Raw genomic sequence first — 21008 nt, 5'->3', positions numbered from 1 at the left:
ACGTGTTTTTGAATGGAAAGCATTGTTATACAGTTCATCATTCGTAAGCCGGGTTTTTCAAAAACTCGATAATACAATGGCAGGAGGTACACATGAAAGTAAAATTACAAGAAGTTATCGAGGCACTTTATGGTGCCGGAATGGATATAGGATGATGGAAGAATTTATTTATGACTTACCGGCTGGAAGAGCACAGGACGCATTGGATGCAGCAATCAGAGGCAAGGGTGCATTCCGCAGATTTAAGGATAGGCTGTACGACTTTGACCTTCAGGAAAAATGGTATAAGTACAGGGATGATTGCTATGAGCAAATAGCAAGAGACTGGTGTGAACGGTTCGGGATAGAGATAGAGGAATAACTATGGCTGAGACAAATGATATTTTAGAAGTTGCGAAGATGACAATTAGCGCATCGATAAAGTGCAATACGGTCCGAGGATTTATTGGTTGGCACAGCTGCGACAATATTTGTATGGATATGCATGATGTATTGGATATGTGCGAAGATGCTTTTAAGCGGGAAAGATACCAGGAATCTCTTGAGGCAGATACATATGTGCTTGTTTCGGGCGTGAAATTGGCTTCTTGTGCAGATAGCAGTTCCGGTATGCTGACGGATGTAATAATGCGTGCATTTGAACTAATAGATTTATCTACACAGACAATTGCCAAACTGGATGCAGCAATGAGAAAACATGCGCTGTCATTGATTATAAAGGAAGCAAAGAAAAAAGCATTTGACGGCTGGGACTCATGGCGCTATGAATTATTGGAAAAGGCTGTTTGTTTGTGTGATGAGAAGTTGGCAGCAAAATTGGAAAAGCTTTTGGATATATTCTTAGAAGATATTGAGAATGATTATATGCCGGAATACAAAAGGCAGGAAGACACAATTTTACGTTATAAATTACATCGACATTTAAAGGGTACAGACGCAGTTAAGGATGAGTTATATGCAAATCTGTATATAAGAGAAATGCGCATAATTGCAGTTAAAGATGCAACAGATGCGAGGAATTATAACGAAGCAGAAAAGTTGTGCCTTGAACAGATAAAGAAAGAGGACGGTCGCTTTTACAGAAACACTCCGGAGGATTGGAATAATATACTGTTTGATGTTTATGTGCAGTCAGGCATAACAGATAAACAGATTGAGCAGGCAAAGAAAATATTGTTCCTGGGGAATGAAGGATTTTGGGATGTTTTAAAGCGGCTGTATCAAAGTCAGGGGATATGGGAAAGTCAGAAGCCAATTTTACTTAAAGAATTAAAGCAATGCAAATATTCAGTATGTTATCGGTCTGTATTGGTTGAGGAAAACGAAAAGAAGTTGCTATTAGAAGCCGTTACAGCAAATCCATATAATTTGTTCTATTATGCTCAATTTCTTGTAATGGATTATCCGAATGAAATTTATGAATTGTGTGCAAATTACATAAGAGAACAATGTGCGCAGGCAACAGATAGAAGATTATATAAGAAAGTATGTAAGGACCTATTACAGTTGATTAAGTGGAAAGGAAATGCTACTGCCAAGCTGCTTGTGGATGAATTTAAGGCAACGTATCCTAGAAGAAGTGCGTTATTGGACGAGCTGCAAAAGGTAGAGAAGAAATTGTAAGTGTTACTTGGCTGTTGCATTTTTATAATACGCGTGACAGTTGAGCAGGTAATGGCAGAACTTGACATATCAAGAGCAACGGTATTCAGGGATTATGCAAAAATTAAAAAGGTTACATTATGATGGAAAAGAAAATGTAATTGTATATGATTATGTAGACAGCCACATTCCGATGTTTGATAATATGTATGCGAAGAGATTAAAAGCATATAGGCAAATCGGATATGATATATGTAGCGGACCCAAAAGCAGAAAACAGACTGCAAACGCAATCTTTGATTGTGAGAATTATTTGGAAACCTATAAAAAAGATTTACTGCAGGCAGATAAAAATATTGTTATATCAAGTCCGGTAATCAGTGGTGCCAAGGTTTATGAATTGATTAGCTTATTGCGTGATAAACAGGTGGCAGGAGTTGAAATTACAATTGTCACATGGGAACCGGATTCCTATGGGTTTGGAGATGCAGCTTTTTGGATGCAATTACATGAAGAAATGCGGCAAGCGGGTTTTTATGTAAAAACAGTGGAAGAATCATGTGAACATTTTGCAATTGTGGATCAGGAAATCGTTTGGTATGGAAGTATGAATCTGTTGTCTAAAAGTAATGCAGAGGATAGCATGATGCGAGTTCAAAGCAAAAAAATTGCAATGGAGCTTATGGGATTGACCTTTGGAAAGGAGTCATAGAAAATGCAAATATCAGAACATGATTGGAAAATATTCCGGAACAAAATACCGGATTGGCAGGAATGCTACATGGAACGACTAGCAACAGATTACATAACACTTTTACAAAGCGAGAAAAAAGCTTCCGCTAAATTCTGGGAACTTGAAAAACGTATCAAGCAGGATAAGAAATCCCCTGGTGTGTTAATTGATGAGTGTGTGAAACTTTTTCTGTAAATAGTTTATAGTAGCAAGGTCTTCTATGATAAAATAAAAATCATAGGAGGCCTTTAATTATGGCAAGAAGAGAAAAGAAACCAGTACACAAAGTAGTAATGACAGAGGGAAAACGAAATATCATTCAGCAACTCCTTCAGGAGTATGATATCGAAACTGCTGAAGATATCCAGGATGCTCTCAAAGATCTGCTCGGAGGAACCATCAAAGAAATGATGGAAGCAGAGATGGATGATCATCTTGGCTATCAAAAATCCGAGCGCTCTGATAGCGATGATTATCGTAACGGATATAAATCAAAGCGAGTAAACAGCAGCTATGGAAGTATGGATATTGATGTTCCGCAGGATCGTAAATCAACGTTCAAACCGCAGGTAGTAAAGAAACGCCAGAAGGATATTTCTGACATCGACCAGAAGATTATATTCATGTATGCGAAAGGTATGACAACCCGGCAAATATCAGAAGCCATTGAAGATATCTATGGTTTTGAGACATCGGAAGGATTTATTTCAGACGTCACAGATAAAATTCTGCCTCAGATTGAAGACTGGCAAAATCGCCCGCTGGATGAGGTATATCCGATCCTCTACATAGATGCTATTCACTATTCTGTGCGCGACAATGGAGTAATCAGAAAGCTAGCTGCATATGTGATTCTGGGCATCAACACGGAAGGGAAAAAGGAGGTTCTTTCAATCACTGTAGGCGATAATGAAAGCTCCAAATACTGGCTGTCCGTATTAAATGAACTGAAGAATCGTGGGGTAAAGGATATCCTGATTATCTGTGCTGACGGTCTTAGTGGTATCAAAGAGGCAATCGCAGCTGCATTCCCGAAAACAGAGTATCAGAGATGCATTGTGCATCAGGTAAGAAACACTCTGAAATACGTTCCGGATAAGGACAGAAAAGCGTTTGCTGCCGACTTAAAGACGATTTACCATGCTTCCGATGAAGAAAAGGCTAGACTGGCTCTGGATCGCGTCACCGAGAAATGAACCACAAAATACCCGAATTCCATGAAACGCTGGTATGACAACTGGGATGCAATAAACGCCCATTTTCAAGTTCTCACCGGATGTCAGAAAGGTCATTTACACGACCAATGCTATCGAAGTTTTGCTGGAGCTGGCAGATTACCTGCATGAGTGTGGGATTGAAAAAGTAAGCGAAGAATTATTGCCGGTAAGATATGACAATATGGGGCAAGATTTGATCGTTTACTTCCCAAGTGTTTCTTCTATATAATATATGTTTTTTGATATAAGAATTATATGGTACAACCAAGGCTATGGATTCTGTGAATGAGTTGCAGTATCCGTAGCCTTTGTTATTTGTGAAAATGGAAGGTTGTTTAGTTTTTGTAAGTGTTTGTCGTGATGAATAAGCATCATTGTTCTTTTTTATAATGCTATAAACGGGGTATCTATTTGAGACTGTTTTCGAGTTCGTCAGTTATTGGAAATGGCTTATTTTAGTATAAAAATCCAAGTATTGAGCCATTTGAATAGGGGTTCAGTAAGAGTTATTATCCTGTAGACATCCTGAATGGTTGAAATGAAGATGTCGCAATCTGAGAGAGTAATTGAGTTATGGGGATAGAAGTATCTTCGTTTGAAGAAATACTTTATTTAAGGGGGTATTCATTATGAATACTATTTATTACACAGCACAGGAAGTGGCAGACCTATTAGGTGTATCAAAGGGGCATGCATATAAAATTATCAAAGCCCTGAATGAGGAGCTAGCAAAGAAGAGGTATATAACTGTTTCAGGAAAAATACCTAAGAAATTTTTTGCAGAAAAGTATTATGGTGGATTTGATATTGATTAGGAAAGGGGGGGGATAGGTTTTGGCTGGATATTTTAATAAAGAGGCAAATGGTAAGTGGTCAGTACAATTTTACCACGTTGATTATGCAGGAATAAGACGTCGAAAACGTAAACTAGGGTTTGACTCAAAGCGAGAAGCAGAAGCTTGGAAAGAAGAATTTATAAGAAAAGCACAGGCGAATATGGATATGAGATTTGATTCATTTGTAGATGAATATTTCGAGATGATATCTCATGATATTAGACAATCAACCATGTATACTAAACGGCATATGATTGATGTCCATATCTTACCTTATTTCAAGGAAAGAAAAGTGGCAGAGATAACCCCATTAGATATAAAGAAATGGCAAAATGAGATAAAAAAGAAAGGATTTTCAGATACATACCTTAAGACTATTCATGCTCAATTATGTGCAATTTTTAACTATCGGACAGCCTTTTAGAGCAGGCAAAGGCAGTACAACAGTCTAAACAGCGTGGGAAACACTTTAGAAATAATCAAGAGGAAAGGTAGGAAACATTATGGAAAATAGGATTTATGATGAAAGAAACGGTCTTTGGTATGCAAAGCAGGGCGACTATTACCTTCCAGAGCTTGCATTACCTTCCGAAAAAGAAAAGCCCATAGGAATATGGGGGCAAAGGCATTTGCAGTATCTCAAAGAGTATAAGCAGTTTGTTTATCTTAATCTGCTGACAAGCGGCAGGTTGAACGAATACCTTGCAAGCGTGGATGAACAGGCAGAGGATATGTTTTCTCGGCTGGTAAAAGAATATGCCGACAGGCAGGGAGTAACAGAACAGCTAAAGGCAGAAAATCAGCTTGAATGGGTCGGGAAAATGAATAATATTCGTAGCAGAGCAGTAGAGATTATAGATGTAGAATTGATTTGTGTTTAGGAGGACAAAGCGGCAGATATAATGTTAAAAGTAGTTGCGTGCGCACGCATATTATGTTATCATACTGGTGGTTAGGAGGAATATATCTATGAAACTATTAAAATGGCTTTCAGTAACAGACCGATTTTACAAAATCTATTTGGACAAGCAACTTGCCCCCTATGGAATCAACAACAGTCAATATATGTTCTTAATCAAAATCTGTCGTTCGCCTGGCATTTTACAGGATTCTTTAATGGATATGTTTTATGTTCATCCGAGCAATATTGTACGGACAGTTGCGGCATTAGAAAAGCAGGGAATGATTATGCGTTCCCCAAATGATAAGGATAAGCGGACGTGTAAGCTGTATCCTACGGAACGTGCGCTGTCTGTAATTGATGAGGTACAGACGGTATGTGAAAAGACAGAAGCTCTTTTATTGCAAGGCTTCAGGGAATCTGATAAAAACCTCTTTATTGATTTGCTGATTCAGGCAGGTGAAAATATTACAGCGGAACTCCGTATAGAAAGAAAGGGGGATGAATTTAATGACTGAGAATCCCCTAGGATATGAAAAAATTTCAAAACTGTTGAAAGATTTTGCCATTCCCAGTATTATGGCGTCTCTTGTCGGCTCAATCTACAATATTGTGGATCAGATTTTTATTGGTCGAGGGGTCGGTTATCTGGGAAATGCAGCAACCAATGTTGCCTACCCGTTCTCTACCATCTGCCTTGCTATTGCACTGCTGGTTGGAATTGGCAGTGCTTCCCGTGTTTCCCTCTGTCTTGGACGCAAAGAGCCGAAAGCTGCCGCCAAAGCAGCGGGAAATGGTATTGTTCTGATGGGGATTTTCGGAATTATTTATTTGTTGGTTGGTGAAGCTTTTCTGTCTTTGCTCCTAAAGGCATTTGGGGCAACGACAGATGTATTTCCATATGCAAAGCAGTATGCCAGCATAACATTGATTGGAATGCCGTTTCTTATTGTAACGAATGGTATGAGCAATTTGATTCGAGCAGATGGAAAACCAAAGTATTCAATGGTTTGCATGGTTATGGGAGCTATTATCAATACCATTCTTGACCCTATTTTTATTTTTGCTTGCGATTGGGGGATTGCCGGCGGAGCTTGGGCAACAGTTATTGGGCAAATTTTTTCCTTCATACTCGCACTCCGTTATCTATGGCGTTTCCAAACAATCCATTTTGAAAAAGAGTCGTTTTTATTGGACATCAAAGAAAGCATGAAAATTTGCAGCATGGGAATAAGCAGCAGCTCAAACCAGATTGCAGTTACCGTGATTCAAATCATTCAGTACAATTCGTTGACTTATTACGGCGCATTAACAAAATATGGAACAGATATTCCCTTAGCTGCTTGCGGAATCGTTATGAAAACAAATGCCATAATCCTTGCGATTGTTGTAGGAATCTCGCAGGGAACACAGCCGATTATCGGCTTCAACTATGGGGCAAGGCAATACCATCGTGTACGGGAGGCTTACCTGCTTGCGGTAAAATGGAACCTTGTTGTTTCCACAATTGCTTTCATCGCATTTCAATTTTTCCCGCAATCTATCATTTCGCTATTCGGAGATGGGGACGAGCTGTATTTTGAATTTGCTGTTTTGTTCATGCGTACCTATCTTTTTATGGTATTGGTAAATGGTGTGCAGTTGCTTTCTTCTAGTTTTTTTACTGCAATAGGAAAATCGTTAAGAGGTGCTCTGTTGGCATTAACAAGGCAGACCTTTGTGTTGATTCCGCTTACCCTGCTGCTCCCGCTTCGTTTCGGAATTATGGGAGTATTGCTTGCGGGACCTGTTGCTGATTTTTCAGCGTTTGTGCTATCTGTTGTACTGGTGGGTATAGAATTAAAAAAACAAAAAAATGACATGTAAACAACAGCCCTATGTGAAAACATTCTTTTTCCACCGTTAAGTAATCAAGAAGCAAAAACTTAAAAACCGTTGCGATAAATTTTATAAATTTAGTAGGATAATATTTAGGGCAAAAGTATCATCCTGTGAAAACATGAAATGCAATTAAGAATAAAGAATGACCTTGATGGTCTGGGAGTTCCAGACTGTCAGGGTCTTTTTTCTTATCAAAAGTCTGTCTGTAGCCGATTGGCAGCAGTTTTTGAAGAATCTGAAAGTAGAGAAAAGCCTTATTTTAAGGGATTTTAAAGGTGCTAAAAGCGACATAAAATTTGAATTTTATGAGGATGTTAGAGCCCGGGGGAATTAACCACTCAGAGTCCAACAGAATTGACCAATTTAAGCTCATTAGAAATAGCCAATGCACCAACTTATCTAATTGCTTATTGTCCCTTATTCAACAGGATCATTGATTTCTATCGAATAAGTTTTTAAGTTTCGTCCACGATAACTTTCTCCCTTCATGAGATAAACGGTAGCAGCATCGAAAGTTCGATCCAGAGCACAGAGTAAAGCATCATCTTCTCGAAAGAAATCACGCCATTTATCGGGAGTCAGGTTACTGGTGAAAATCATGCAGTTTGGACCTTCCTTGCTGCATCTTCGGTCAATCATGTCAAAAAACAGACGGGTATTTTCCATATCAAAAATACTGCGTCCTATTTCATCAATAATCAGACAGGATGGTCTGACAAGACCTGAGATGGCACTGCTTTCGGTTCCTGTCCTTCGTGCTTTCGTGAACTTCTCATTTAGTTCAGTTGCTTTTATAAAATACGCTTTCAATCCTTTTTGACAGCAGGCATTGCCATATGCCATTGATAAATGCGTTTTTCCTACACCTGGAGGTCCAATGAAGGCTATATTCTGTCGAGAATAAAGTGCTGTTAGGTTCGGAAGATTCCTTATCTGAACAGCATTTTCACCATTCACTCTGCTGAAATCAAAGTTATCGAATGTACTGGGTTCCTTCTGAGGAATCCGACTATGCGACAACAGTGCGCTTATCGCCTTATCCCGCTGGTTCTTTCTTAGATATGCCATGAATTCTTTCATAGCTTCCAGATGTTCCGGCGGAACTTTCTTTTGGGACAAATATAACGCAATCTCCTGAGTCGTTATCTTGATATCCAGTGCACAAGCATCTGCCTGGAGTTGTTCGATCAGTGTTTCATTCATGCAGATCACCTCCAAACGCAAACTTTGCAAACGCAGATTTTGGAGCGGTTTCTTTTTTCTGTGTAATGCAGACTTTAACTGGAGCAGACGGTTTTTCTTCTGGTTGATCGTCTATAAACTGTCCTTTGCAGAAACTGTCTTTTCGGCTCCATGTCACGTCATGGGTGATCAATACTTTACGCAGTTCTAAGTCATAAACATACAGTGTGAAGTTTTCTCTCTGAACGCGGCAGGTATGCTGGACATAACTGTAAGGGATGCCAAAACGCCTGCCTTCATATGTAACAAAACCATCAAAAGAAATACAGCGGATTGGACACAGGTACTTACGTACATCAAATGTATCTTTAAGTAAGGATACGTTTTTCATACAACTGATAGAGTGCCTTTCGTGAGGAATACAATCAACTGCTTTATGGTATCGGTTATTCTGGGTATCGCACCATTTCCATGCTTCGTAGTTAAGATCTGTAATAGTGCCAAATACCCGGCCAGCAAGAAAGTTGTCCTTTACGAAACGCACAAGACGTTCTACGGCTCCTTTGGTAAAAGGATGTCTGGGTCTGCACAGCTTTGTTTCAAAGCCGATTGTATCCATAAAGATTTCGTAATCATGGTTCCAGATTGGATGCCCTTCCGAATCACGATGAAGCACAACACTCTTCATGTTGTCTGTAAGTACATGTTCAGGAACTCCCATACGTTTGAAAGCATGGATCATACCAATAAAGAGATTTTCCGGTTTTGCGTTCGGAAAGAATTCTATATATCGTTCGCCGCAATGATGGCAGATCATTGCAAAGCAAGCCACTTTATAAGGAGTTTCATCACCAGAATCCACGTTTACGAATCCCCAGTCCATCTGATAGCTTTCGCCAGCCTCACTGGAGTAACGGCGTCCGCGGTTTCCCTGAGGCGCAACTGCCTGTCTTTTTGGCGGGATGAGATCCCTATGATCTTTGATATATCTTTTTACGGTAGTCAGGCTGCCCATATACCCCTGTTCCTGGATTCTTTCAAGAATAACTTCTGAATTAGATACTCCTTCTTTCAGAAGGCCATCAATCACACCGGAATAAGCAGAAATGATAGTAGTATCAGCCTTTCTTCCGGTAAGTGCATGCGGTGTTACCTTGAAGTTGTTCTTTTTTAACCTCCGTAATTGAGCTCTTGTCAAACCAGTGCGACGTTCAAGTTCAGCAAGATTGATTTTTTTTATGTCGAACCTGTCTGCCTGTTCTGACTTCAATTCTTCAATGGCTTGTGTTATGATAGATTGCAAGTCATTACTGTTGTTGATTTCGTTCATGTTTCTCCTTTCATGGTGCATTGACTAACACCATTATAGAGCATGAAACCATACGGTAATGGCTTTTTCTAATGAACTGAAATTGGCTGTTTCTGCTGGTCTTAGGCTGGCTGTTTCAAGCGGACTCTAACAGAAGTATGTTTCTGGATTTGAAAGGATACCTATACTGTGTCAATTTAGGCATGGTGTAGGTATCTTTTTTGCATATTATCTATAACCGTTACATAAAAAAGTGCAAATGCACAAAAAATAGTAATAGCTATTGAAGTAAAAATAATTTAGTGGTAAAATAACATTACCAAATTTTGTGCAATGCACAAAAACAAGGAGCGATACTATGGAGATTAAAAGAGATTCATACCTTGAACAGTTAAAGATAAGAAAAGATAACGGAATGATAAAGATTATCACGGGAATCAGGAGATGCGGCAAATCATTCCTGTTATTTGTGTTGTTTAAGAAATATTTATTGGAGAGTGGCGTAGATAATGCCCACATCATTGAGATTGCTTTAGATGGCATTGAAAATGAGGAACTGAGAGATCCAAAGAAGTGTTATCAGCATATTAAAGATGCAATGAAAGATGACCGGAAGTATTATTTGCTCTTGGATGAAGTACAGTTTATGCCACGATTTGAGGAAGTGTTGAATAGTTTGCTTCGTATCAGTAACATTGATGTGTATGTAACCGGCAGTAATTCTAAATTTTTATCTAGTGATATTGTAACTGAATTTAGAGGCAGAGGAGATGAAATCAGAATTTATCCGTTATCCTTCGCGGAGTTTTATGCGGCTTTTGATGGAGATTATGATGATGCTTGGGAGGAATATATGATATACGGTGGGTTGCCACAGGTAGCACAATTCTCTGTGGAACGCCAAAAGGCTGAGTATCTAAAAAATATTTTTACCAATGTTTATATCAAGGATGTGGTAGAACGAAACAGAATTCAAAATGTTGATGAGATTGGAACTTTGGTAGATATTCTTGCTTCTGCCATAGGAACACCTACCAATCCAACCAAAATATCAAATACATTCAAAAGTGAGAGAGGTATCAATTACAGCAATAAAACTATATCCAACCATATTGATTATTTGGCAGAGGCATTTTTGATTTCTAAAGCGGACCGGTATGATATTAAGGGAAGAAAATATGTAGGAGCAAACCTTAAATACTATTTTTCGGATATAGGACTTAGAAATGCCAGACTGAACTTCAGACAGCAGGAGCCGACTCATATTATGGAGAACATAGTTTATAATGAGCTGCTTGTGCGTGGTTACAATGTGGATGTCGGTATTGTGGATGTATTTGCAAAGAATAGTGAAGGAAAGAGGGTTCATAAGCAGTTAGAGGTTGATTTTGTAGTGAACCAGGGCAGTCAGAGATATTACATTCAGGTGGCTTACGATATGACTTCTGAGGAAAAGCAGACACAGGAACTTAATTCACTCCGAAGTATTCCGGATTCATTTAAGAAGATTGTTATAGTAAATGGAACGAAAAAGCCTTGGAGAAATGAGGAAGGCTTTGTAATCATGGGTATGAAATATTTTCTACTCAATACGGATAGCTTGGAGTTTTAGTATGGAAAATGAAATAATTTAAATAAATCAACTGCTTTCTTTCTTTTCTCGTATGAGTACATGATAACCAGAAGAAATATGATAAAAATAGATATGCACAGGGCTATGTGGATTGGTGCAGTAGCAACCTATACTTTTGCTTCCGATTTTATTAATATAGCTGGAATTAACGCAGTTGTATGGGGATTGTTAGTAGGTGGAATCTTATCACATTTTAAGGAAAACTGTAAGAAGATTGTAAGATGCGTATGATAGAATGAACGTATCAACAGGAAAGGAAGAGATGAAATGAACATTTTATCAACGCATGATCTTACAAAAATATATGGAAACGGGGATAATGCGGTACATGCATTATCCCACGTTTCGCTTGATATTGAAGAAGGTACATTTGTTTCTATTATTGGAAGTTCAGGAAGTGGCAAATCAACGCTTCTTAATCTGTTAGGAGGACTTGACCGGCCGACAAGCGGAGAGGTCATCGTAGATGGCAAATCTATCTTTGAAATGCGGGACGAGGAGCTTACCATTTTCAGAAGAAGGAAGATTGGATTTGTATTTCAGAATTACAATCTGATGCCAATTTTGAATGTATATGAGAATATTGTACTTCCGATTGAGTTAGACGGTGCAAAGATTGATGAGGCTTATGTGGAAAGAATCATGGATATGCTGAATCTTTCCGAAAAACGGTACGCCATGCCGAATCAGTTGTCGGGTGGTCAGCAGCAGAGAGTTGCCATTGCAAGGGCATTGGCAGCAAAGCCGTCGATTATCTTAGCGGATGAGCCGACCGGTAATCTGGACAGTAAGACCAGCATGGATGTCATTGCATTATTGAAGATGACTGGTAAGGAGTTTGCACAGACCATCGTTATGATCACACATAACGAAGAGATTGCTACCATTGCCGACCGGATGATACGGATTGAAGATGGAAAGATTGTTTCCTCTGAGACAAAAGGGGGAAATGCGGATGCTTAAGAATAATAATCAGACGGCGGTTAATCGTATCTATCATCGGATGTTAAAGCAGAACCGCGTTCGTAATGTAATCGTTATTCTTGCCATTGTATTGACAACCTTTATGTTTACGGCAGTATTTACGCTGGGTTTTTCTATGGCAAGGAATATAAATCAGATGCAGCTTCGCTTACAGGGAACAAAGGCATCGATCTCGATCGATCATCCGACAAAGGAACAGGTAAAGGAGATAGAGCGATGCCCTTCTCTTTGGGCAGCAGGAATTCAGATAGATGCCCAGAGGGTTGCAAGTAAGGATTTAGAATATCAATATCTCCTTCAATATTATGATACAACGGAATTTGAGAAGAATTTGCAGCCGGCCATTACAGATCTACAGGGAACTTATCCGAAAAATGAGAATGATATTATGTTAACCAAGCAGACACTTGACAATCTTGACATTCAGACACCACAGATCGGTCAGGATATTGTACTTATGTTAGATGGAAAAGAGCAGTTGTTTCAATTATCCGGCTGGTATACCTGTTATAGCAAAGGCAATACAACGTTGGTGTCTAAAGCATATATGGATAAGTCGGGATTTACGATGCAGGAGAATGGACGTGTCAGCATTTCCGCCAAAGAAGGAAAGCAGGAGAGTTTAAGGGATGAATTAGAGGAACAGGTGACGTTACGAAAAGACCAAAAGATTGATGCAAGCTATGATACGCAGTCAGAAAATGGTTCCAATCGTATTGTCATTGCAATCAGTATTGGAATGATTGCCATGATGATCGTGTTAAGCGGATATCTGCTGATCTATAATGTGATGTACATTTCTGTGACAAAGGATATTCGTTTCTATGGAATGTTAAAGACGATCGGGGCTACGATGCCGCAGATTCAGCAGATTGTGAAACGGCAGGCGAGGTATCTTGCATGTATTGGTATTCCAATCGGAGTATTGCTTGGCACGGGAGTATCCTTTGGTGTTGTTCCGTTGGCGATGACGATGTTCTCGGTTGGACGGGAATCGGCAGTATCTTCCACGGTAAGCTTCCATCCGGGTATTTATCTGTTTTCCGTATTATTTGCATTTGTAACAGTATCTATCAGTGCAAGGAAACCAGCGAAGTATGCGGGTAAGATATCTGCAATTGATGCAATGAAGTATACGGGAAATGAAGTAAAAAACTGTTACAGGACAACGAGTGGCGGCAAGCTGCCGAAAATGGCATGGCGCAACGTATTCCGGGAAAAGAAGAGAAGCATTCTTGTATTTGCATCTGTTTTTATGGGATCCGTCACTTTTTTATGCGTGAATACATTTATTGACTGCTTAAGTGCCGATAGTTATATCGCACACTATCTGCATAATGATTATGTATTGTATGGAAGCAGCGATGAAGGCGGAGCAGATCAGGGTGTGACCATGACGGATATTGCAGAGAAGATGCGGGAGATAGATGGAATGGATGAGGTATATACCAATCGTAGTGCAGATGTCATGCTTCCGTTTGATGCGGAGTTATATGCTCCTTTTTTGGAAAAGGAAGATAATCCCGGGGACATTGTAAAGTTCTATGAGACGACAACAGAAAAGACGGCACAGTATTCAGCTCCATTGATTTCCATTAATACGAAAATGGTAGAATCATATAACAAGACTGCCGCACAGAAGGTCGACATGGAAGCTTTTGAAAGGGGCGAGATCTGTCTGATCGGATATCTGGATTCAGAGGATGCAACAAAGCGGATGCAAGGCAGGACAATTACACTACGGAATGCTGACACTGGAAATGAGAGAAAGATTACAGTTGGTGCGGCATTACAGGATGACGAAAGAATTACCGCAGGATATTATTGGGTATTAGGCGGCGCTCCGGATGCCATTTTTGTGAGTGACCAGGTGATGGATTCGTTATTTCCGGATACAGAAGTGGATTGTATTATTGCGAATGCAAAGAAAGGGAAAGAACCGGATGTTACGCCATCCGTAGAACGGATTGTGAAAGGAAATGCGATCATTCTTGCCAGCGATATCCGTTCGGTAGAAGCAGCAGATTTTAAGAAATCTATGATGTCACTTGAGGTGATCGGTGGAGGTATTTCCCTGATTCTGATATTGATTGGTGTTGTCAATTATATCAATGTAATGATCACCGGTGTGTATACGAGAAAAATGGAACTTGCGGTTTTGGAAAGTGTCGGTATGACAAAACGGCAGATCCGAGAGATGCTGATGTATGAAGGTCTGGTCTATGGTATGATCAGTTGTGGGTTGATCCTGACGTTAGGAAGTCTTATGATGTATGGAACCGGGCGATTATGTATGCATATAGCAGATTATGCGATATTCCATTATCCATTTGAATTAGTAATTGTCATGGCTGTGGTTTTATTTGTGATATGCATTGTAGTACCGGCGTTAGTATTTTGTCTGATAAACAAAGAAACGGTTGTGGAACGGCTGCGAATGGCAGAATAGGATAGCAGCGGATGATAGGAGTTAAAAATGAGACGGATATTGATTGTGGAAGATGATGTAATTATATGTGGTGGTGTCAAGTTGTTCTTAGAGCAGCGGGGATATGCAGTGGAGACGGCATATTCCCGTAAGGAAGCAGATGCCTGTATGCAGCATGGATTTGATCTGATTCTACTTGACCGTAATCTCCCAGATGGTGCAGGGCTTGATTATTGCAGACAGTTAAGAGGGAGCATGAAGGTTCCGATCGTATTTCTTACCGCAAAGGATACGGATGAGGATATGATTGAGGGGTTCCGGGCCGGATGTGATGATTATATTGCAAAGCCTTTTTCTGTGGAACTTCTATATCAACGGATTGAAGCAGTGCTTCGAAGAAGTATAGAGGATAAGAACCATGCCCGTTTTCATTATAAAGATATGACGGTGGATTTTGAGCGCATGCAGGTTTTTTTGTCAGAAGAACCGGTGAAATTATCAGGAACGGAATATCGTATTTTGGAATTACTCATACGAAATAAAGGCAGGGTAGTGACCAGAGATACGATCCTGCAGAGGATATGGGATTGTGATGGAAATTATGTGGATGAGAATACATTAAGTGTGCATATCCGCAGGCTTCGGCAGAAGATAGAAGAGGATGCAGGTAATCCACAGTATATCATTACGGTATTTGGAATTGGTTATACATTTGGAGAGGAAGCATGAAAGAATATTCATATCAACAAAATAAGAAATACTATGCAAGAAGGGTGAGGATGCTGTATGCATGCTCCCTTCTTGTGGTTGTGGGTGCGGCGGTTATCATGTATCTCTATGTTGGGAAATGGTTACCGGTTGTTATTGTGATTGGTTGTGGTGCGGGAATGATCGGAATTATGAGGCTGTTGCAGCATACCGATGATGTCTGCATTTCACAGATTGTTGCAGCGTTGTCAGATCTGTTAGACAGCCTGTCGGAATTAGAAAGACAGGAAGTGTTTCCGGAAAATGAAGATACGCTGCTATCCAAATTACAGAGTAAGACCGATAAGATTGTTACCACTCTTAGACTTCAAAATGAGCGGGAACGGGCAGAGCATGAAAATATCAAAGGTCTGGTATCGGATCTTTCCCATCAGTTAAAAACACCGATCTCGAATTTGAAGATGTATACGGAATTTTTGAAAAATCCACATGTCACGATAGAGGAGAGACAGCAATATTTACATATCTTGGATCTGTCGGTGGAACGTTTGATATTTCTTTCGGAAAGCATGATCAAAGTATCGAGATTAGAAAGTGGTCTGATCACACTACACTGTGAGAAGCAAAGCATCAATGAAACCATCTTACAGGCGGTGAAGGATATCTATACCGATGCGAAGAAAGCGGATATCATGATCACTTATAAGGAAGAGATAAGCTGTGATATATTACATGATAGAAGATGGACGGCAGAAGCCTGTTTTAATCTGTTAGATAATGCTGTGAAGTATGGCAAACCGGGAAATGAGATTATTCTGGCTGTCCGGGAGTTAGGACTGACCATAGAGATTAGTGTAACCGATCAAAATGAACCAATATCCGGGGAAGAACGAACCCGTATATTTGAACGGTTCTATCGGGGACAGAATACCTGTGAAAAGGACGGTATTGGAATTGGTCTGTATCTTGCCAGAGAAATTATAGAGAAACAGGGTGGTTGTCTTAGTGTGCATCCGGTCGGACAGGGGAATTGTTTCAGTATCGTGTTGCCAAAGCAATAGCCCGGTGGGCGGTGTGCACTGGTATGAGAAAAATGTGCAGGGAGCTTTCTGGAAGGTTTTATACAGCTGACGGTAATGTTCGAGATCTGCGGTATCTTTGACAGAGTATTCATCGACTGGTATTGGGTGGGACATACGAAATCCTGGCTGATCCCGGGGACTGAGGATCTGATGCCCTATGTGCCTCCTAAGGCATGGAAAAAGAAGATACTCGGCACTATCATAGATTATCCGCTGATGGCAGCATTGCTGTCCTGGATCATGTGTGCGATCTTACATATATAGATATATAATATGGAACCGGTCAACAGATCGACGAAACAGTAAGGGCTTCCCGACTACTTGGGAAGTCCTTACTGTTTCATTTGCAATATATTCGTAAATATGGTCTAATTCATGAATTGCCTTAGGGTTGATTTTTACCTTGTATTTATCTAAAATGCTTTTTCTCCAATTCTGCAAAAACTATCTCAGCGTCAACTGCTTCTGCTCCGTTGGCAATTTCCTGTTCTGATTCAAATATGGCTTGGTCGATGCGGTTCATTCTTGCAAATTTATCATATAATTCGCTACTCATTACAACCAAGTCGCTATATCCGTTTTTAGTAATAAAAATAGGCTCCTGTTCCTTGTGTGCGATATTAGAAATCTCAGTTGTATTGCGTAAATCCTTAATAGGCATAATAAGTGGCATAATGTTTCACTCCTTTCTCTGACATGACTATAGCATAATTATGTCTCAAAAAGCAATATAAAATGTGCGTCTATAAATATGTTTATATTCATTCTTTAGGTGCTCCTGGCTACTTTCTTCTATATCACAGATTATATCTTCTGCAAGATTGCTAACATAAATAGTGCTGTTAATGTCCTGCTCAATAAGCACTGATTTTATCCCTGTGAAATTATGCGAAAAATAGCGGTACTTGATACAGGAAAAAGTGAGATCAATAATCACTTTGATCCTGAATATGTAAAACGTATTCATACAGTGAAAGCGCATGAGTAGTTGATTTGCAGAATATAAATTTACCAAACGGAGAAATGTTTCTTCAATTTTTAACAGGACAAAGTATGTATGAAAAGAAACAGGTGTGTATAATTCTGCTTATTTCTAATTTTCTGTCCCCTTACTATTAAATAAGGCATCCCAACGCTATTGTGCAAGAATATTTAATAACCCTTGCATAGCGGTGTTGATATACTTATCTTTATGCACAAAAATCTGTGAATATATAGGAAAATCACAGCCAGACCAGGGCAATTTCTTTAACAGACCATCAGTTACTTCATCATTTATTATCATATCAGGGATGAAGGCCACACCAAGTGTATTGATAGCAAATTGTTTCAATACAGTTTTGCTTGATGTTTGGAGTATTACATTGGGCGTAATACCTGCTTGGGACAGGTCGTCCAGCAGCATGGCGCGAAAATCGCAGCCATGAGATGTCAGAAGTAGAGGAATATGATCAAGATCTTTTTCTGAAATGTGATCGTGTGCAGAAATGGCATGCATAGGGCTGGCATAAAAACCAAGAGTTTCAGGCTTCTTATAAAGCAACATTAATTCGGGTGACTCGATAAGTGGGTTTAGGGTATAAACTATATCGAGGTCACCTTTTTTTAATTGAGTAGGAAAAGTACTGTGTTCTATGAAGGAAATCTGAAGATCCACCTTTGTAAAACGCCTTTTGAACTCCAGTACCTGTGTTGGAAATGTGTTGTAACAAAGTGACTCTGAAACTCCAAGCTTTAAAACACCAGTAGGTTCTGTCTGAGATGGGACATTATGTTGTATTTCATTTGTCAGTTGAAGTATTTTGTTTGCATATACGAGCAAACGTTCGCCTTCTTGCGTGGGTATAATGCTTTTACCAAGTCTTTCAAATAAGAGGCAGTTTAATTCCTCCTCCAATTGCTTTATTTGGGTCGTAACGGTAGATTGAGCATACCCAAGGGCGTTGGCTGCAGCAGAAAAACTGCCTAATTCTATAATTGTCATAAAGGTTTGTAATTGAATAATTGTCATATTATTTTTCTCCATACATAGTTCAAAAAAACTGAACAAAACAATCTAAAACTTCAATTTTACTAATTGTTCGCTTGGATGATATTATACAGAAAAAGTATAGGAGGTGCAAGAGTTGGTGGAAATTGAAGTTAGGAATCTGACAAAAAAATACAAGAATTTCACAGCAGTTGACCATATATCATTTAATGTTCTTAAGGGAGAAGTGGTAGGATTTATAGGCGCGAATGGAGCTGGAAAATCTACCACTATAAAAATGATGACAGGTATTCTTACGCCGGATGATGGTTCAGTTACAATCAGTGGATTGAATTACAAAAAGAATCGGAGAGAAATACTGCTTAAAATGGGTGTCGTATTTGGACAGAGAAGTGTCCTTTGCTGGGATATTCCGATTATGGAATCATTTAAACTATTTCGAGATATGTATCGTATTCCCAAGAGTTTATTTGAAGATAATCTGGAAATCTTTGCGGATATTCTGAATATTTCAGAATATATTAATAAACCGCCCAGACAACTTAGTCTTGGACAAAGAATGAAGGCAGATCTGGCTGCTGCATTACTTTATAATCCGGAGATTTTATTTCTTGATGAACCCACTATTGGTATCGATGTTCTTGCTAAGTCAAAAATGAGGGAATTCATTCAAACTATTAACAGGGAAAGGAAGACAACCATAGTAATTACAACACATGATATGTCTGATATTGAAGCACTGTGCGAAAAGACAATAATCATTGACAAAGGAAAAATTCTGTATAATGGAACAATTCAGGAACTACTATTAAATTATGCGGATTCGGATGGCAAATATAATTTAGAGAAAATAGTAAAAGAAATCTATGAGGGTGATTATATATGCAAAAATATTTAGATTATATGATAATTGGTGTGAAGGAACAGATTGTTTACAAAGGTGCATTTGTAGCAAAATTATTATCCAAGATAGTATATCTTTATCTTCAGCTATCAATCTGGAATGCGTTATTTTCAACAGGATCACAGATTGATTCAGCTTTAAGCAGAGAAGAAACTATTTGTTATGTAACAGTTGCCACAATCATTTCTTCGTTTATGGAGTGTAATACGATTGAATGGGTAAATAATCAGATTCGAACCGGGAACATTTCGATAGAACTGATAAGACCCATTCGGTATAGAGCCATGCTATTTTCCCGACATTTGGGAAGCAGCATATTGAAACTTGCTTTATTTACCCTTCCATTATGCGTTATTGTAAAAGTGTTTGTGAAGGAAGTCTATTTATGTGACGCGCAAATAGTTTTAGGGCTGGTATCAGTGGTGTTTGCTTTTTTTATTCAGTTTCTTTATTCTCTACTGATTGGTCTTTTGGCTTTTTGGCTTATAGTGACTTGGCCTATCAATATGTTTTTGGATGCAATCTACAAACTTCTCTCAGGGATGTGGATTCCTGTGACGTTGTTTCCAACATTTTTGAAAAAGGTCAGCATGTTTCTTCCGTTTAGTGCGATTTATTCCATACCTGTTAATACACTTACATCAAGCATGAGTCGAATTGCGCTACTTTCAAAACTTGGCGTTCAGGTTGTGTGGATAGTAATTTTAATCGTGCTAAATGAAATTATCTGGATTGTAGGAAATAGAAAATTAGTTGTTCAGGGAGGGTAGTATATGAATTTACTTCGTATGTACAAACGATTTGTAATCATATATATAAAAAGCAAACTTGAATATCACGGAGCCTTGTTGTTGGAATTATTCGCAAATACAATACTTATTGGAGTATATTTTGCAGGATTTTTAATACTTTTCCATAACTTTAAAGGCATTGGAGGTTGGACTGAATATGAAGTGTTGTTTATGTTTACGACGAGCTGGACATCGTATTCCGTAAGCTGTTTTTTCTTTTGGAGTCCTATGAAGGATATAGGAGAAATGATAAGAAATGGAAGCTTTGATATGTATATGACAAGACCAATAGGCCCAATGACATATCTTGTGTTACAGCAGTTTCAATATACGTTTCTGCCAAGAATTGTTCTGTCAATTATATTTTGGACAATCAGCATGCAGAAGGTTACGATTGTATGGAATCTTAGAAATATCATTTTTTATGTAGTGAGCATGTTATGTTCTTTTGTGATTTTTTCTTCAATCACAATAATCACGGGCAGTATTAGCTTTTGGACAATAAAAAGTGAGGAGATTGTATCACTGCTTACGGACAATAATTATGGGCTTAAGAATTTTACCGATTATCCAATTCAGATATATTCAAAGGAGATACAATTACTGCTTACATTTGTTGTTCCATATGCATTTACTGCATATTATCCGGTGGCGATTCTCTTAGGAAAGAACATTGGAAACAACATTCTCGGCTATCTTTCGCCTGCAATTGCATTGCTTTTTGCTTGTTTAGCATGTTTGATGTGGAAAAAAGGACTTAAGCATTATGGGAGTTCGGGTGCATAAATAAATGGTTCAATATATGTTTGGGTGTGGTTATACCTGAT

At 38.9% G+C, this 21008-nt stretch carries 23 protein-coding genes and 1 pseudogene; 20 read left to right on the top strand and 4 right to left on the bottom strand.

Annotated elements, in window-relative coordinates:
- The first annotated feature begins 154 nt into the window (after window positions 1–154).
- From WKT03_RS10720 to WKT03_RS10675, 10 genes and pseudogenes are all read left to right on the top strand, one after another.
- Window positions 155–361: a UPF0158 family protein gene (locus WKT03_RS10720; RefSeq protein WP_243863383.1), complete on the top strand. Its 207-nt coding sequence runs from the start codon at window positions 155–157 to the stop codon at window positions 359–361.
- Between the two features lie 2 nt (window positions 362–363).
- A complete protein-coding gene (locus WKT03_RS10715) occupies window positions 364–1623 on the top strand; it encodes a hypothetical protein (RefSeq protein ID WP_173788861.1) in 1260 nt (419 codons plus the stop codon).
- Window positions 1624–1684: 61 nt separating this feature from the next.
- Window positions 1685–2314, top strand: coding sequence for a phospholipase D-like domain-containing protein (locus WKT03_RS10710; protein ID WP_340391932.1), 630 nt, complete (start codon window positions 1685–1687; stop codon window positions 2312–2314).
- A 69-nt stretch (window positions 2315–2383) separates the two neighbouring features.
- The gene (locus WKT03_RS10705; protein WP_243863384.1) at window positions 2384–2530 is read left to right on the top strand and encodes a hypothetical protein; all 147 of its coding nucleotides are present in this window, start codon (window positions 2384–2386) and stop codon (window positions 2528–2530) included.
- A gap of 59 nt (window positions 2531–2589) precedes the next feature.
- A pseudogene (locus tag WKT03_RS10700) lies at window positions 2590–3655 on the top strand (IS256 family transposase); the annotation flags it as partial.
- 526 nt (window positions 3656–4181) lie between these two features.
- Complete coding sequence (locus WKT03_RS10695; protein ID WP_173788864.1) at window positions 4182–4367, top strand: helix-turn-helix domain-containing protein; 186 nt, start codon at window positions 4182–4184, stop codon at window positions 4365–4367.
- A 19-nt stretch (window positions 4368–4386) separates the two neighbouring features.
- Window positions 4387–4812, top strand: a complete 426-nt coding sequence (locus WKT03_RS10690) for an Arm DNA-binding domain-containing protein (RefSeq protein WP_173788865.1) — start codon at window positions 4387–4389, stop codon at window positions 4810–4812.
- A 79-nt stretch (window positions 4813–4891) separates the two neighbouring features.
- Window positions 4892–5269, top strand: coding sequence for a TnpV protein (locus tag WKT03_RS10685; RefSeq protein WP_118508148.1), 378 nt, complete (start codon window positions 4892–4894; stop codon window positions 5267–5269).
- Between the two features lie 88 nt (window positions 5270–5357).
- Complete coding sequence (locus WKT03_RS10680) at window positions 5358–5807, top strand: MarR family winged helix-turn-helix transcriptional regulator (RefSeq protein ID WP_173788866.1); 450 nt, start codon at window positions 5358–5360, stop codon at window positions 5805–5807.
- On the top strand, window positions 5800–7155 hold the full coding sequence (locus WKT03_RS10675; RefSeq protein WP_340391924.1) for an MATE family efflux transporter: 1356 nt from the start codon (window positions 5800–5802) through the stop codon (window positions 7153–7155). Before WKT03_RS10680 ends, WKT03_RS10675 begins: the two co-directional genes overlap by 8 nt.
- A gap of 432 nt (window positions 7156–7587) precedes the next feature.
- On the opposite strand, the gene WKT03_RS10670 is transcribed toward WKT03_RS10675, so the two are convergent.
- On the bottom strand, window positions 7588–8373 hold the full coding sequence (locus tag WKT03_RS10670; protein ID WP_201854404.1) for an ATP-binding protein: 786 nt from the start codon (window positions 8371–8373) through the stop codon (window positions 7588–7590).
- Window positions 8366–9682, bottom strand: coding sequence for an IS21 family transposase (gene istA, locus WKT03_RS10665; RefSeq protein ID WP_243863385.1), 1317 nt, complete (start codon window positions 9680–9682; stop codon window positions 8366–8368). Before istA ends, WKT03_RS10670 begins: the two co-directional genes overlap by 8 nt.
- Window positions 9683–10019: 337 nt before the next feature.
- Between istA and WKT03_RS10660 the strand changes: the two genes are divergently transcribed.
- The 7 genes from WKT03_RS10660 to WKT03_RS10630 all read left to right on the top strand — a co-directional run bounded on the left by WKT03_RS10660 (window position 10020) and on the right by WKT03_RS10630 (window position 16760).
- A complete protein-coding gene (locus WKT03_RS10660; RefSeq protein ID WP_173788869.1) occupies window positions 10020–11273 on the top strand; it encodes an AAA family ATPase in 1254 nt (417 codons plus the stop codon).
- A gap of 78 nt (window positions 11274–11351) precedes the next feature.
- Window positions 11352–11525, top strand: a complete 174-nt coding sequence (locus tag WKT03_RS10655; RefSeq protein ID WP_173788736.1) for a hypothetical protein — start codon at window positions 11352–11354, stop codon at window positions 11523–11525.
- Window positions 11526–11561: 36 nt separating this feature from the next.
- The gene (locus tag WKT03_RS10650) at window positions 11562–12257 is read left to right on the top strand and encodes an ATP-binding cassette domain-containing protein (RefSeq protein ID WP_173788870.1); all 696 of its coding nucleotides are present in this window, start codon (window positions 11562–11564) and stop codon (window positions 12255–12257) included.
- Entirely contained in the window at window positions 12250–14727 is a 2478-nt protein-coding gene (locus tag WKT03_RS10645; protein WP_340391915.1) for an ABC transporter permease, read from the top strand. The genes WKT03_RS10650 and WKT03_RS10645 overlap by 8 nt, the downstream gene beginning before the upstream one ends.
- A gap of 27 nt (window positions 14728–14754) precedes the next feature.
- Window positions 14755–15435 carry a response regulator transcription factor gene (locus WKT03_RS10640; RefSeq protein WP_340391913.1) on the top strand — a complete coding sequence of 227 codons (681 nt, stop codon included), beginning with the start codon at window positions 14755–14757 and terminating at the stop codon, window positions 15433–15435.
- The gene (locus WKT03_RS10635; protein WP_173788873.1) at window positions 15432–16475 is read left to right on the top strand and encodes an ATP-binding protein; all 1044 of its coding nucleotides are present in this window, start codon (window positions 15432–15434) and stop codon (window positions 16473–16475) included. The genes WKT03_RS10640 and WKT03_RS10635 overlap by 4 nt, the downstream gene beginning before the upstream one ends.
- 75 nt (window positions 16476–16550) lie before the next feature.
- Window positions 16551–16760, top strand: coding sequence for a hypothetical protein (locus WKT03_RS10630; RefSeq protein ID WP_173788874.1), 210 nt, complete (start codon window positions 16551–16553; stop codon window positions 16758–16760).
- 145 nt (window positions 16761–16905) lie between these two features.
- On the opposite strand, the gene WKT03_RS10625 is transcribed toward WKT03_RS10630, so the two are convergent.
- Entirely contained in the window at window positions 16906–17169 is a 264-nt protein-coding gene (locus tag WKT03_RS10625; protein ID WP_173788875.1) for a type II toxin-antitoxin system prevent-host-death family antitoxin, read from the bottom strand.
- 462 nt (window positions 17170–17631) lie between these two features.
- Window positions 17632–18507, bottom strand: coding sequence for a LysR substrate-binding domain-containing protein (locus WKT03_RS10620; RefSeq protein ID WP_173788876.1), 876 nt, complete (start codon window positions 18505–18507; stop codon window positions 17632–17634).
- 118 nt (window positions 18508–18625) lie between these two features.
- Between WKT03_RS10620 and WKT03_RS10615 the strand changes: the two genes are divergently transcribed.
- The 3 genes from WKT03_RS10615 to WKT03_RS10605 are packed head-to-tail and all read left to right on the top strand — an operon-like array spanning window position 18626 to window position 20967.
- Window positions 18626–19384, top strand: coding sequence for an ABC transporter ATP-binding protein (locus WKT03_RS10615; protein ID WP_340392065.1), 759 nt, complete (start codon window positions 18626–18628; stop codon window positions 19382–19384).
- Window positions 19369–20160 carry an ABC-2 family transporter protein gene (locus WKT03_RS10610; RefSeq protein WP_173788878.1) on the top strand — a complete coding sequence of 264 codons (792 nt, stop codon included), beginning with the start codon at window positions 19369–19371 and terminating at the stop codon, window positions 20158–20160. Before WKT03_RS10615 ends, WKT03_RS10610 begins: the two co-directional genes overlap by 16 nt.
- A gap of 3 nt (window positions 20161–20163) precedes the next feature.
- Window positions 20164–20967 carry an ABC-2 family transporter protein gene (locus WKT03_RS10605; protein WP_173788879.1) on the top strand — a complete coding sequence of 268 codons (804 nt, stop codon included), beginning with the start codon at window positions 20164–20166 and terminating at the stop codon, window positions 20965–20967.
- Window positions 20968–21008: the final 41 nt, after the last annotated feature.

Origin of the sequence: Coprococcus sp. HCN-4056, assembly GCF_037892645.1 — a bacterium.
Lineage (GTDB): Bacteria > Bacillota > Clostridia > Lachnospirales > Lachnospiraceae > Coprococcus > Coprococcus ammoniilyticus.
This window is presented reverse-complemented; position numbering and strand designations above follow the sequence as displayed.